Genomic DNA, 12,536 nt, shown 5'->3' with positions numbered 1-12,536 from the left:
TCAAAAGGTCCCCCGGCCTTGAAACCCCGCGTCAGGCGCGAACGGTACCGCAAAGAGCGTTCCTCGGCGCAGTCAACTCTTGGAAAAAACATGGGCAGTTTCAGGCCAGCTTGTCCGTATAGCGGTGGACCCGTGCGCGGGCCTCACCGAGAGTCGCCGGATCCGATCGACGACAACGCGCCGGACAGGCCCCGCAGCACCTCGGCCGTGCGCTGCACCTCGTCCGCGCCGCCGAGGCCCTCGCACAGCTGCCGCGCCAGCCCGGCGAGACAGGAGTCGATCTCCCGTTTCGCGGCCGCGCCCTGCTCGGTGGCGGTGAGCAGCTTGGCCCGCCGGTGCGCCGGATTGTCCAGGTAGACCGCGAGTCCCTGCCGCACCAACAGGTCCGCTATGCGCTGCACGCTCTGCCGGGTGGTCCCCACCCGCCGGGCCACGGCGGACACGGACAGTGATTCGTCCGTCACCGTACTGAGTATCTGCCAGCGCGCGGCGCTGAGCCCCGAGGCGAGCGCGAGCCGGTCGAGGGCCGCCGTGAACCGTCCGTTCAGCCGGAAGACCGCCACAGCGGCCCGGCTGAACGCCTCGGCCTCCCTGGACTCCGCCGTACGCGCCAACGTCGGTCCCCTTCCGTACGCCCCGCGGGTCGCTGCACGATAACAGCGCGTGGTCACGTGGACGAGAGTCAGCCACGACGGCACGGCCCGGCCGGTGCGCCGGGCCCGTCGGGGTGGTGCCCGGGACGACGAGCGCGCCCGCCGGGCTGGTCCGTTGGCCAGGACTGTGGCCGATAAATCCGTCCAGTCGGTGTACCAATGGCCCAGTGCCCGGCACCTCGGTTGAGCCAGTGGGCTCCCGGATGCTTATCTGTGTCCTATCCATGTACTTACGGCGCCGCGCAGCGCCGGACGGCAACGAAGCCGGTTCCGGAGCGCGGCGCCTTCGCCGTGCCCGTCCGCCGCCCACCACCCCCGGGCGGCGCCGGGCCGGCGCGCAGCACTGCAAGGGGGGCGGCACACCGCCGTGAAGAGGATGTTCGTGGCTCCGGATCCGGGGCGTATGAGACTGCGGAACTCGGCCCGCGCGGTGATCGGCGTCGCCGCCGCCGTCGCCCTCGCCGAGGTGTGCGGTCTCTCCCTGACCGCCTCCATCGCCGGGGGACTGGCGGCCCTGCTCGCCCTCTTCACCGTGCTCGACGCGGACGTCCGGGCCCAGCGCCTGACCACCGCCCTGCTGCCCGTCGCCGGATTCCCCGTCCTGGCCCTCGCCACCGCCCTGCACGGGGTGCCGCTCGCCCGGGACGCCGCCTTCCTGGCCGTCGTCTTCGCCGGGGTGTACGCCCGCCGCTTCGGCCCGCGCGGGCACGCCCTCGGGATCTTCGGCTTCATGATGTTCTTCGTCACCCAGTTCCTGCACGCCCGGCCCGCGCAGCTGCCCGAGCTGTACGCCGCCGTCGGCCTGGCCCTCCTCGCCGCCGGTGGCGTGCGCTTCCTGCTGTGGCCCATCGAGCGGCGCACCCCGCCCCCCGCGGCCCCGCCCGGCCTGCCCGGAACCGGGCTCGCGCGGCCGACCACCCGGCAGGCCTTCCAGGCCACCGCCGCCTGCGCCTTCGCGCTCGGCATCGGCCAGGCGCTCTCCGACGACCGCTGGTACTGGGCCGTCGGCACCTCCTGGTGGATCTTCGTGAACACCGCCTCCCGGGGCGAGACCCTCGTACGGGGCTTCCGCCGCGTCCTCGGCACCGTCGTCGGAATCGCCGCCGGGCTGCTGATCGCCGTACCCCTGCACGGCGCGCCCGCGCCCACCGCTGTTCTGGTCGCCGTATGCGTCTTCGGGATCTTCTACACGGCCGCGCCCTCGTACTCCTGGATGATGTTCTTCGTCACCGTCATGGCAGGCCTGCTCTACGGCCTGCTCGGCGTCCTGCACCCCGGACTGCTGCTCCTGCGCTTCCAGGAGACCGCCATCGGCGCGCTCGGCGCCGCCCTCGCCGTCGTGCTCATCCTTCCGGTCACCACCCACGCCGCCAACGACGCGTGGATCCAGCGCGCCCTGCACTGCGTACGCGCCTCCACCGCGGCCGCCCTGGACCGCCTCGCGGGCGACCCGGACGCCGACCCCGCCCCGCACGCCGCCGAGCTGGAGCTGCTGCTGGGCCGGGTCCGGATGGCGCTCGCGCCGCTCGTCCACCCGCTGAGCCCGCTGCGCGCCCGCAAGGTCCGGGCCCGCCAGGTGCTCGCGCTGCTCGACGACTGCGCCCGCGACGTGCGCGGGCTGGTCGCCGTCGCCGCCGACCCGCAGGCCTCGCACGACGCCCGGCTGGCCGCCGCCTGCTGGCGCGTCGAGGCCGCGGTGGAGGCCCTGACCGCCCCGCACGGAACCCCCGGGATCGCCACCGTGCCGCACCCCCGGCCCGCCGCCGCGGAGCCGGCCCTCGCCCACCTCCACGGCCTGGAGCACACCCTCGTGGCACTGGCGACCCCGCTGCGCACCGACCCCCGGGCGCCGCTGGTCATCAGCGCCTGAGGAGCCCCTCCGGGGTGTCCGCCAGCCCCGCCGGCAGCCGGCCGGCGGTGTGCACCACCCCGAGGGTCTGGGTGGCCCGGGTCAGCGCCACGTACAGGTCGCTCGGCCGGAACTCGTCCGGTTCCACGACGATCACCGTGTCGAACTCCAGCCCCTTGGCCTGGCGCGGGTCCAGCAGAACCACCTCCCCGGTCAGGTCCGGCTCCGCGCCCGCGCGTACCCCCGGCAGTACGGCGGCCAGCGCCGCGTGCCGCGCCCGCGGCGCGATCACCGCGAGCCGCCCCTCGGCCGGCAGCTCCCGCGCCACGGCCTCCCGGGTCGCCGCCGCCAGGTCGCCGGTCGCGTGCGCCCACGGCCGCACCCCGGTGGCCCGTACCGAACGCGGCGGTTCGAAGCCGGGATCGCGCGTCCGCAGCACGGCCGCCGCCACCTCCATGATCTCGGCCGGCGTGCGGTAGTTGACCCCCAGCCGGACCAGCTCCCAGCGCTCGCCCACGTACGGCGACAGGATCCGCTCCCACGAGCCGCAACCCGCCTCGTCGGCCGTCTGCGCCGGATCGCCGACCAGCGTCATCGACCGGGTCGGGCAGCGCCGCATCAGCAGCCGCCACGCCATCGCCGACAGCTCCTGCGCCTCGTCCACGATGACGTGCCCGAAGGCCCAGGTCCGGTCGGCCGCGGCCCGCTCGGCGGCGCTGCGGTGGTCGGCCTCCTCGTGGCGCTCGGCCATCCGCTCCGCGTCGATGATGTCGTGGGCCGCGAGGAACTCGTTCTCCTCGTCCTCGAACTCGTACGACTGGGAGCCCTCGGACAGGTCCAGCACGCCCTGCGCGTAGGCGATGCGCCGCTGCCGGTCCCGCTCCTCGGCGGCCCGCCGGGCCGTGTCGTCCTCGCCGAGCAGCTCGGCCGCCTCGTCCAGGAGCGGCACGTCGGCCGGGGTCCAGTCCGGCCGGACCGAGGGCGCGCGCCGGATCAGGTCGGCCTCGTGGGCGGGCAGGTGGGTGGGCTCCGCCAGGAAGTCGGCGATCAGGCGCTGGGGGGTGAGGGAGGGCCACAGCGAATCGATCGCCGCGTGCACGGCGGCGCTCGTCGCGATCTCCTTGCCGAGCTGGGCGATGTCGTCCGAGCCCAGCAGGTTCGGCCCGCCGTACGGATCGGCCCCCAGCCGGTCGGCGAGCTGCGCGGTGAGCGCGTCGATGATCGGGAAGGCGAAGGAGGGCCGCGCCTGGTTGTGCGGCAGCCCCGTGGCCCGGGCCCGGTCCCGCGCCTCGTACGCCATGGTGCGGTCCAGCAGCAGGGTCCCGTACTCCTCGTGGTCGATCTCCAGGGCCGGCTCGGGGACGGTGTCGTACTCCTCGCCGGTGTCCGCGGGGACGTGCTCCGGCAGGCACTGCCGGTCGGCCACCACCCGGGCGAGGACCTCCGCCATCGAGGCCCGCCCCTTCACCGCGGCGGCCCCGGGGCGGTCGGTGCCGGTGGCGTGCACGCCGGGGAAGAGTTCACCCTGGGTGGCCAGCAGCACGCCCGTCTCGCCGAGGGCCGGGAGCACTCCGCCGATGTAGCCGAGGAAGGCCGGGCCCGGTCCGACGATCAGCACACCGCGCTTGGCGAGCAGCTCCCGGTGGGCGTACAGCAGATAAGCGGCGCGGTGCAGCGCGACCGCGGTCTTGCCGGTGCCGGGACCGCCCTCGACGACCAGCACCCCGCGGTGGGTGGAGCGGATGATCCGGTCCTGCTCGGCCTGGATGGTGCGGACGATGTCGTGCATCCGGCCGGTCCGGGCCGCGTCGAGCGCGGCGAGCAGCACGGCGTCCGCGTCCGCGCCCTCGTGGCCGGTGCGCTCGGCGTCGGTCAGGTCGAGGATCTCGTCGTGCAGGGCGGTGACCACGCGTCCCCGGCTGCTGATGTGCCGCCGGCGGCGCAGCCCCATCGGGGTGTGACCGGTGGCGAGGTAGAAGGGGCGGGCCACGTCCGCGCGCCAGTCCAGGACGAGCGGAGTGCGTTCCGCGTCGTCGGCCCGGATTCCGAGCCGGCCGATGTGGTGGTCCCGGCCGTCGGAGAACTCCAGACGGCCGAAACAGAGGCCGTTCTCGCCCGCATTCAGGGCGGAAAGCAGACCGGACTGCTCGGCGACGAGGACGTCCCGCTCCAGCCGCGCCTGAAACCCGGTACCGACATCGCGCAGCGCCCCTTCGAGCGCCCGTTCGGCCTGGTCACGCAGACCGTCGAGGCGCTCGTAGAGCCCGGTGACGAATTGCTGCTCTTTCCGGAATTCCTCGGTTGACAATTGCACTCCTGCCGCGATACGGTGTCCTCGTAAGCCTCTTCACGACTTCATTTCAGGCGAAGTCGTGAACCACTGAATATACGCTCTCTTCTCCCTCGGCAGCCAATTCGGCCGGGGGATTTTTTGCGTACGGTGGATCTCATGACCACCGCACACGGCTCAGCCGACGGAATCGTCTACCGCCTCGCCCGTCCCGAGGACGCGGGTGCCATCGAGGCCCTGGACAGCTCCTTCACCACCGCCACGGTCTTCGAGGTGAGTGACCCCGGCTCGGGCGACGGCGCCGGCTCCGGCTTCCTGCTCCGCGAGGTCCCCGTGGACCCGCCCGTGCACAAGGTGTTCCCGCCGGAGGAGCACGACGAGCAGGTCTTCGGCGGTGGGAAGGACTCGGACGCCGACGCGCGGACGTTCGTGGCCCTCGACGGTGACCTCCTCTGCGGGTTCGCCGCCGTCGGCTACACCCCCTGGAACCGGCGGCTGACCATCGAGGACATCGAGGTCTCGCCCGGTCACCGGGGCCGCGGTATCGGCCGCGCCCTGATGGAGTGCGCCGAGCGGTTCGCCCGCGAACGGGGCGCGGAGCACCTGTGGTTGGAGGTCAGCTCGGTCAACGCCCCTGCGGTGCACGCCTACCGGCGCATGGGATTCACCTTCTGTGGCCTCGACACCGCGCTGTACGGCGGCACCCCGGCGGCCGGCGAGCAGGCGCTCTACATGAGCCGCTCCTGCCGCTGACCCGGCGCACGCCCCGGCGTACGGCTGGCCCGGCGCACGGCCAACTCCCGCAATGAGCCGGATCGTACGCCCCCGCGTGCCCTGCCGCAGCCCGATCCATGAGGGATCACCCGGAGGAGTGCTCCCTCATGGCCCATCACCCCACGCTGACCTGCGGCATGTACAACGGGTAATTGTTTATTGCACATTCATCCGGCACCTACAGGGTGGATCTGGTCGGACAGGGGGTAACCGCCCGGAATGGAAATTCTTCAACAGCGCTCCACCACCGCTCAGGTGTGGGAAGCGGCCGAGGAGTTCATCCGACTCTTCCACCGGGAGAACGCGGAGGCCGGCGATCCGCGCGCCCGGCTCGCCGCCGTGAGAGCCGAGCTCGCCGAGACCGGCAGTTATGTGCACACCCCCGAGGAACTGGTCCACGGGGCGCGAGTGGCCTGGCGCAACAGTAACCGCTGCATAGGCCGCCTCTACTGGAATTCGCTGCGGGTCCGCGACCGCCGCGGGCTCACCGACGCCGACGACATCGCCGCCGAATGCTTCGACCACCTGCGCGAGGCCACCAACCGGGGCAGGGTCAGGCCCACGATCACGGTCTTCGCCCCGGATACCCCGGACCGGCCCGGCCCGCTGATCTGGAACGAGCAGCTCGTCAGATACGCGGGCTACGGCGACCACCCGTCGATAACCGTCGGCGACGCACGCAACGCCCCGCTCACCGAGGCCCTCCTCCAGCTCGGCTGGTCCGGCGGCCCCGGCACCCCCTTCGACCTCCTGCCGCTGGTGGTCCAGGGCGTCGACGACAAACCCCGCTGGTTCGACACCCCCGCCGACGCCGTCCTGGAGGTGCCGATCGACCACCCCGACGGCAATGGCTGGGCGGACTGGGGGCTGCGCTGGCACGCCGTACCCGCCATCTCCAACATGTGCCTGGAGATCGGCGGCATCCACTACCCGGCCGCGCCGTTCAACGGCTGGTACATGGGCACCGAGATCGGCGCCCGCAACCTCGCGGACACCGACCGGTACAACCTGCTGCCCGCCGTCGCCCGCCGCCTGGGCCTGGACACCTCCAGCGACCGGTCCCTCTGGAAGGACCGCGCGCTCGTCGAACTGAACCGGGCCGTCCTGCACTCCTTCGACCGCGCCGGGGTCACGATCGCCGATCACCACTCCGAGTCCCGGCGCTTCCTGTCCCACATGGAACGGGAGGAGCGCAAGGGGCGCGAGGTGGGCGCGGACTGGTCCTGGATCGTGCCGCCGATCTCCGGCTCCGCGACCCCCGTCTTCCACCGCACCTACGAGGACCGCAGCAGCAGTACGGCCTACGTCCACCACCCCGGCGCGCAGGAGCGGGCCCAAGGACGGGATTTGGTCTAGACCTTCTGTTACCGTCGGCTCCGGACGGATCCGAAAGCGGTGAGAGGGGTTTCCTGTGGGCGGCGCGGACAGCAAGGACCGAAGCGGCGAACACCGGGCCTACATCGGCTCCTTCACCTCGGGGGGCGGCCGCGGTGTGACCATCGCGGCCGTGGATCCGAAGACCGGGGCGCTGACCCCGCTCTCGGTCGCCACCGCCGAGGATCCGTCGTACCTCGCCCTCGCCCGGGACACCGGCGTCCTCTACGCGGTGAGCGAGACCGAGCGGGGCGAGGCGGCGGCCTTCCGGCCCACCGCCGGCGGCCTCGCCCCGCTCGGCGCACCCGTGCGCGTCGGGGGCTCCGGGCCCACCCACCTCAGCGTGGCCGGGCGCAGGCTGCTCACCGCCAACTACACCTCCGGCAGCGTCAGCAGCCTCCCGCTCGCCGCCGACGGCCGCCCGGGCGGCCCCTCCCACGTCCTGCCGCACCAGGGTTCCGGCCCCGACGCCGACCGGCAGGAGGGCCCGCACGCCCATCAGGTGCTGCCCGACCCGACCGGCCGCTGGGTGCTCAGCGTGGACCTCGGCACCGACTCGGTACGGGTCTGCGCGCTCGACCCGGCCACCGGGGCGCTGCGGGTGCACGCCGAGACCGCGCTGGGCGCCGGGACCGGTCCCCGCCACCTCGCCTTCCATCCCGAGGGCGCGGTGGCGTACGTCCTGCACGAGCTGGAGCCGCAGGTGACCGTCTGCCGCTGGAACGGGGCGTCCGGGCGACTGGAACCGGTCGGCGAGGTTCCGGTGGCTTCCGGGGGCGTCTCAGGGGCCGTACGGGCCTACCCCTCGGCGATCGTCGCCTCACCCGACGGCGGATTCGTCTGGGCGGCCGTCCGGGGGGCCGACACGATCGTCACCCTCTCCCTCGCCGACGGCCCCGGGAAGCCGCGGCTCACCGGCGCCGTGGACTGCGGCGGCGCATGGCCGCGCGATCTCGCCGTCGACCCCTCGGGGAACCGGCTCTACGCGGCCAACGAGCGCTCGGGGGACGTCACCTGGTTCGAGGTGGACCCGCTGACCGGGCAGCCGCACCGGGCCGGCTCGCTGGCCGTGCCCGCGGCCACCTGCGTGGTCCTCGGCTGACACGGGCGCGTGGGGCACGCGAAAGGCCCCCGGCGGCCACGGTCTCCCGTGGCCCCCGGGGGCCCCTCACGTCGTACGGGCGGGTCAGTGTGCGGCGGCGTCCTGGGCGATCCCGAGCGCCGCGGCGTACTGCGCGACGGCCAGCTTGCCGAGCGCGCCGTAGGCGCCGAGCACCTCGGCGGTGGCGCAGTCGGCCTCCTTGCAGGCGGTGTCGAGGAGCCCGTCGGCGGCCTCCGGGCCGATCAGGTACGGGGCGAGCGCGAGCAGCGTGGAGCCCTCGCGGCGCAGCTGCTCGGCGACCGCGGCCACCGAGCCCTCCTGGTCGAGCGCGGCGGCCATGACGGGCACGGCGAGCCGGGCGGCGAGCAGCATGCCCGTGATCCCGGCGGCCTGTACGGCCTCCTCGCCACCGGTGGTGGCCAGGACGATGCCGTCGGCGGCGGTGGTCACGGTGAAGAGCCGGGCGCGGTCGGCGCGGGCCAGGCCCGCCTCGGACAGCCGCACGTGCAGGCCCTCGGCGAGCAGCGGGTGCGGGCCGAGCACGTCGGCCAGCTCGGCCGCGGCCGAGGAGTCCATCAGTGCCTGGCGGATCCGGCGGAGCAGATCGCTGTCGGGGCCGGCCAGCAGCGGCACGACCACGGCGTCCGGGCCGGTCGGCACGGGCACCTCGTGGCCGGCCGCGCGGGCGAACTCCGCGCGCGCGACACGCTCGGTCGCGACGGCGGTCAGCACGCCGGACAGGGACGGGAACTCGGTGGCGTCGTCACCTTCGAGGAAGCCGATCCGGGCGTCGAGGCCCGGCAGCTCGGAGCGGCCGATGCTGATGATCTCTTCCGCGAGCCCTCGCGAGGCGGCCGAGGGGGCACCGGGCACGGCGAGCACCAGCGCGGGCGCGCCCTCGGGCGCCACCGCGGGCTCGGGCCGGCGGTGCCGTCCGGTCTGGCGGGGTCGCGGCATTCGTACGGGCAGGCCATTTGCGGGCCCAGTGGGGGAGCTCATGGCGCCGCATGCTACTGGCTTATCGGAACAAGGTGTTCGGGCAGGGCCTTCTCGCGAGGCATCTGTCCGTATTTATCCGGTGAATATCAGATACGTTCAACTGACTGACGGCAAGCGCCAGTCCACAGGCTGTGAACCCTGGCCCACCAGCAGCTCGTTCGTCCGGCTGAACGGCCGGGAGCCGAAGAACCCGTAGTCGGCCGACTTGGGGGAGGGGTGCGAGGACTCCACGACGGGCAGTTCGCCGAGCAGCGGCCGCAGGTTGCGGGCCGCCCGTCCCCAGAGGATGGAGACCAGCGGCTTGCCGCGCGCGGCCAGGGCCCGGATGGCCTGGTCGGTGACGGCTTCCCAGCCCTTGCCCTGGTGCGCGTTGGAGCGCCGGGGCGCGGTCGTGAGCGACCTGTTGAGCAGCAGGACGCCCTGCCGGGTCCACGGCGTGAGGTCGCCGTTCGCCGGGCGGCCGGTGCCGATGTCCCGGTGCATCTCCAGGAAGATGTTGTCGAGGCTCGGCGGTACCGGCCGTACGTCGGGGGCGACCGAGAAGGACAGGCCCACCGCGTGTCCCGGTGTGGGATAGGGGTCCTGCCCGACGATCAGTACCTTGACCTCGTCGAAGGGCTGTTGGAAGGCGCGCAGCACATTGGCCCCGGCCGGTACGTACGTCCTTCCCGCCGCGATCTCGGCGCGCAGGAAGTCGCCCATGGCGGCGATCTGCCCCGCCACCGGCTCCAGAGCACGGGCCCAGCCCGGCTCGACGATCTCGTTCAACGGTCGTGCTGCCACGGTGGATCACTCTACTGGCCGAACGTGGCCGCCCGCACACACAGGACGTCCGGCAGGTGCTCGGCGAGCAGTTGCCAGCTCTCGCCGTCGTCGTGGCTGGCGTACACCTCTCCGTTGCGGTTGCCGAAGTAGATGCCCGCCGGGTCCGCGTCGTCCGTGCACAGCGCGTCCCGGAGCACCGTGCCGTAGTGGTCCCCGGCCGGGAGCCCGCGCGCCAGCGGCTCCCAGGTGGCGCCCGCGTCCCGGGTGCGGAAGACCCGGCACCGGTGCTCGGCCGGGACCCGGTCGGAGTCGGCGTTGAGCGGGAAGACGTAGGCGGTGTCCGGCCGGTGCGGATGGGCCGCGACCGCGAATCCGAAGTCGGAGGGCAGGCCGCCGCCGATGTCGGTCCACCGGCCGCCCGCGTCGTCGCTGCGGTAGACGCCCCAGTGGTTCTGCAGGTAGAGCCGGTCCGTGTCCCCGGCGTCCTGGGCGATCTTGTGCACGCACTGGCCGAACTCCGGGTTCGGGTCCGGCAGGAACACCGCCGAGACCCCTGTGTTGGACGGCGCCCAGCTGGCCCCTCCGTCCCGGGTCCGGAACACCCCGGCGGTGGACACGGCCACGGTCACGGCGTCCGGGTCGCGCGGGTCGGTGATCACCGTGTGCAGGCCCTCACCGCCGCCGCCCGGTACCCACTTCCCGCGGCTCGGGTGCTCCCACAGCGGGCGGACCAGCTCGAAGGAGTCGCCCCGGTCGGTCGAGCGGAACAGCGCGGCCGGTTCCGTCCCCGCGTAGACCACGTCCGGGGCCTCGGGGCCGGCCGGCTGCAGCTGCCAGACCCGCTCCAGGGAGGCCCCGGTGTCCTGGGGGAACTTCACGGCCGGCGCGGCGGGCTCGCGCCAGGTCGCCCCGAGGTCGTCGGAGCTGAAGACGGACGGCCCCCAGTGCGAGCTGTCCCCGCCGACCAGCAGCCGGGGCGCCGGACCCCGCCGGTCGACGGCGACCGCGTAGACGGCCTGGGCGTTGAAATGGGGCCCGTCGAACTCCCAGGGCGCATCGCCCCGGCGGCGGCCGATGAAGAGTCCTTTGCGGGTTCCCACGAGCAGTACTGCGTCGGCCATGGCCGGCACCTCCGGACCTCGGCGCCCTCGGCGGGCGTTCCCTGCGGAGTATCTTTTCGGCCAGTCTGCACCCACCCGGTGACAGTGACCCGGCGGACGGTGCGGGGCTGCTGATGAGCAGATCAATACCGATCATTTACCGCCCGGAAATGGTTGCCGCTTGCATGTGGGTGTCCGTAATGGATTGACTTCAGGTCACTGCCGCCGCACGCGAGAGGACGTATGTGGCCACCGAGCACCTGTCCCCGCTCGACCTCGCCTTCTGGCGGATCGAATCCGCCGACCACCCCATGCACCTGGGTGCCCTCGCCGTCTTCCGGGCGGCCGGGCCCGGCGCCGCCGAGCGAGCCGCCCGCCTGCTCACCGCCCGCTGCGCGGCCGTGCCGCGCCTGCGCCGCCGGATCCGCGACGTGCTGCTGCCGGTCGGCGCGGCCGCCTGGTCGCCGGACCCCGGCTTCGACCCGGCCCGACACGTGTTCCTCGTCCGTACCGACGAGGCCGTCCCGCACGCCGCCGCCGGACCGCTGATGGCCCGGCCGCTGGACCGGGCGCTGCCTCCGTGGGAGGCGCACGTGCTGGCCGGACCCGATCCGGACTCCTTCGCGGTGCTCTTCAAGTTCCATCACGCCCTCGCCGACGGCCTGGGCGCGCTGGCCCTCGCGGCCACCCTGTTCGACGAGGCGACGGCCCCCCGGCCGCCCGTGCGCCCGGTCCCCGAGCAGCGGGGCGGCTCCGTCCTGCGCCGTCTCCCCGGAGCGCTGGCGGCCCGGGTCCAGGACGTCGGCCAGGCCCTGGAGATCGGCGCCGCCGTGGCCCGCGCCGGACTGCCGCTCGGGGTTCCGGCGGCCCTCACCGCGGGCTCCACCGGCTCGGGCGCCCGTGCGGTGGCCGGCCTCGCGCTCGACCTGGACGAGGTCAACCTCGTCCGCAAGGGTGCCGGCGGCACCGTCAACGACGTGCTGATCGCCCTGGTCGCGGGCGCGCTGCGGCGCTGGCTGGCGGAGCGGGGCGATCCCGAGCCCTGGGGCGCGGGCCCGCGCGCGCTGATCCCGGTGTCCCGCCGCCGCGGGCCCGGAGGCTCGGGGGGCGCCGGGAACCGGCTCTCCGGTTATCTGCTCCGGCTGCCGCTCGCCGAATCCGATCCGCTGCGCCGCCTGGACAGCGTGCGCGCCGCCATGGACCGCAACAAGGACGCCGGACCCGCCCGCGGCGCCGGGGCCGTCGCCCTGCTCGCCGACCACGTCCATCCGCTCGGCCACCGGCTCGGCGGCCCGCTCGTGGCCCAGGCCGCCCGGCTGCTCTTCGACATCCTGGTCACCAGCGTGCCGCTGCCGGGCTTCACCTTCACCCTGGGCGGCAGCCCGGTCCGCGAGGTGTACCCGCTCGCCCCGCTGGCCCGGGGGCAGACCCTGGCCGTCGCGGTCTCCACGTACAAGGGGACGGTCCACTACGGACTGGTCGCCGACGCGGAGGCCGTCCCGGATCTGGCGGCCCTGGCGGGGGCGCTGCGCGCGGAACTCGACGAGCTTGTACGAGAGGTCTCGTAGTACGAGGAAATTCGTAGTACGGTATCTCTCGTACTTGATCGATCCCCGGCATGCCCGGTCGT

Annotated in this window: 10 protein-coding genes; 5 read left to right on the top strand and 5 right to left on the bottom strand. The window is 73.7% G+C overall.

The annotated features are described in order from the left end of the window. Positions 1-143: 143 nt before the first annotated feature. Positions 144-614, bottom strand: coding sequence for a MarR family winged helix-turn-helix transcriptional regulator (locus ACZ573_RS20705; protein WP_471306143.1), 471 nt, complete (start codon positions 612-614; stop codon positions 144-146). Between the two features lie 415 nt (positions 615-1,029). Between ACZ573_RS20705 and ACZ573_RS20700 the strand changes: the two genes are divergently transcribed. Beyond that, positions 1,030-2,523: an FUSC family protein gene (locus ACZ573_RS20700; RefSeq protein WP_471306389.1), complete on the top strand. Its 1,494-nt coding sequence runs from the start codon at positions 1,030-1,032 to the stop codon at positions 2,521-2,523. On the opposite strand, the gene ACZ573_RS20695 is transcribed toward ACZ573_RS20700, so the two are convergent. Continuing rightward, a complete protein-coding gene (locus tag ACZ573_RS20695) occupies positions 2,513-4,810 on the bottom strand; it encodes a HelD family protein (protein ID WP_471306138.1) in 2,298 nt (765 codons plus the stop codon). The two genes, ACZ573_RS20700 and ACZ573_RS20695, sit on opposite strands and share 11 nt — an antisense overlap. A 141-nt stretch (positions 4,811-4,951) precedes the next feature. Between ACZ573_RS20695 and ACZ573_RS20690 the strand changes: the two genes are divergently transcribed. The 3 genes from ACZ573_RS20690 to ACZ573_RS20680 all read left to right on the top strand — a co-directional run bounded on the left by ACZ573_RS20690 (position 4,952) and on the right by ACZ573_RS20680 (position 8,042). Next, positions 4,952-5,545, top strand: coding sequence for a GNAT family N-acetyltransferase (locus ACZ573_RS20690; RefSeq protein WP_471306135.1), 594 nt, complete (start codon positions 4,952-4,954; stop codon positions 5,543-5,545). A gap of 240 nt (positions 5,546-5,785) precedes the next feature. Then, positions 5,786-6,922 (top strand): nitric oxide synthase oxygenase, encoded by a 1,137-nt coding sequence (locus tag ACZ573_RS20685; protein ID WP_471306131.1) that lies wholly within the window; start codon positions 5,786-5,788, stop codon positions 6,920-6,922. Between the two features lie 55 nt (positions 6,923-6,977). Further along, entirely contained in the window at positions 6,978-8,042 is a 1,065-nt protein-coding gene (locus ACZ573_RS20680) for a lactonase family protein (RefSeq protein ID WP_471306129.1), read from the top strand. Between the two features lie 84 nt (positions 8,043-8,126). Here ACZ573_RS20680 and ACZ573_RS20675 read toward each other — a convergent pair whose 3' ends face one another. From ACZ573_RS20675 to ACZ573_RS20665, 3 genes are all read right to left on the bottom strand, one after another. Next, on the bottom strand, positions 8,127-9,041 hold the full coding sequence (locus ACZ573_RS20675) for a sirohydrochlorin chelatase (protein WP_471306126.1): 915 nt from the start codon (positions 9,039-9,041) through the stop codon (positions 8,127-8,129). Positions 9,042-9,137: 96 nt separating this feature from the next. Then, positions 9,138-9,824 carry a uracil-DNA glycosylase gene (locus ACZ573_RS20670; protein ID WP_030012774.1) on the bottom strand — a complete coding sequence of 229 codons (687 nt, stop codon included), beginning with the start codon at positions 9,822-9,824 and terminating at the stop codon, positions 9,138-9,140. Between the two features lie 11 nt (positions 9,825-9,835). After that, on the bottom strand, positions 9,836-10,927 hold the full coding sequence (locus ACZ573_RS20665) for a WD40/YVTN/BNR-like repeat-containing protein (protein ID WP_351156698.1): 1,092 nt from the start codon (positions 10,925-10,927) through the stop codon (positions 9,836-9,838). A 224-nt stretch (positions 10,928-11,151) separates the two neighbouring features. On the opposite strand from ACZ573_RS20665, the gene ACZ573_RS20660 reads away from it, so the two are divergent. After that, a complete protein-coding gene (locus tag ACZ573_RS20660; RefSeq protein ID WP_471306123.1) occupies positions 11,152-12,474 on the top strand; it encodes a wax ester/triacylglycerol synthase family O-acyltransferase in 1,323 nt (440 codons plus the stop codon). Positions 12,475-12,536: the final 62 nt, after the last annotated feature.

Source organism: Streptomyces sp. NPDC040545, assembly GCF_055595065.1.
The sequence above is the reverse complement of the archived record's forward strand: the minus strand, read 5'-3'. Positions and strand labels throughout refer to the sequence as shown.

Excerpts from the sequence above, each read along its gene's own strand:
- ACZ573_RS20675 (WP_471306126.1), bottom strand. The coding sequence starts at position 9,041 with ATGAGCTCCCCCACTGGGCCCGCAAATGGCCTGCCCGTACGAATGCCG.
- ACZ573_RS20700 (WP_471306389.1), top strand. The coding sequence starts at position 1,030 with ATGTTCGTGGCTCCGGATCCGGGGCGTATGAGACTGCGGAACTCGGCC.
- ACZ573_RS20690 (WP_471306135.1), top strand. The coding sequence starts at position 4,952 with ATGACCACCGCACACGGCTCAGCCGACGGAATCGTCTACCGCCTCGCC.
- ACZ573_RS20685 (WP_471306131.1), top strand. The coding sequence starts at position 5,786 with ATGGAAATTCTTCAACAGCGCTCCACCACCGCTCAGGTGTGGGAAGCG.
- ACZ573_RS20665 (WP_351156698.1), bottom strand. The coding sequence starts at position 10,927 with ATGGCCGACGCAGTACTGCTCGTGGGAACCCGCAAAGGACTCTTCATC.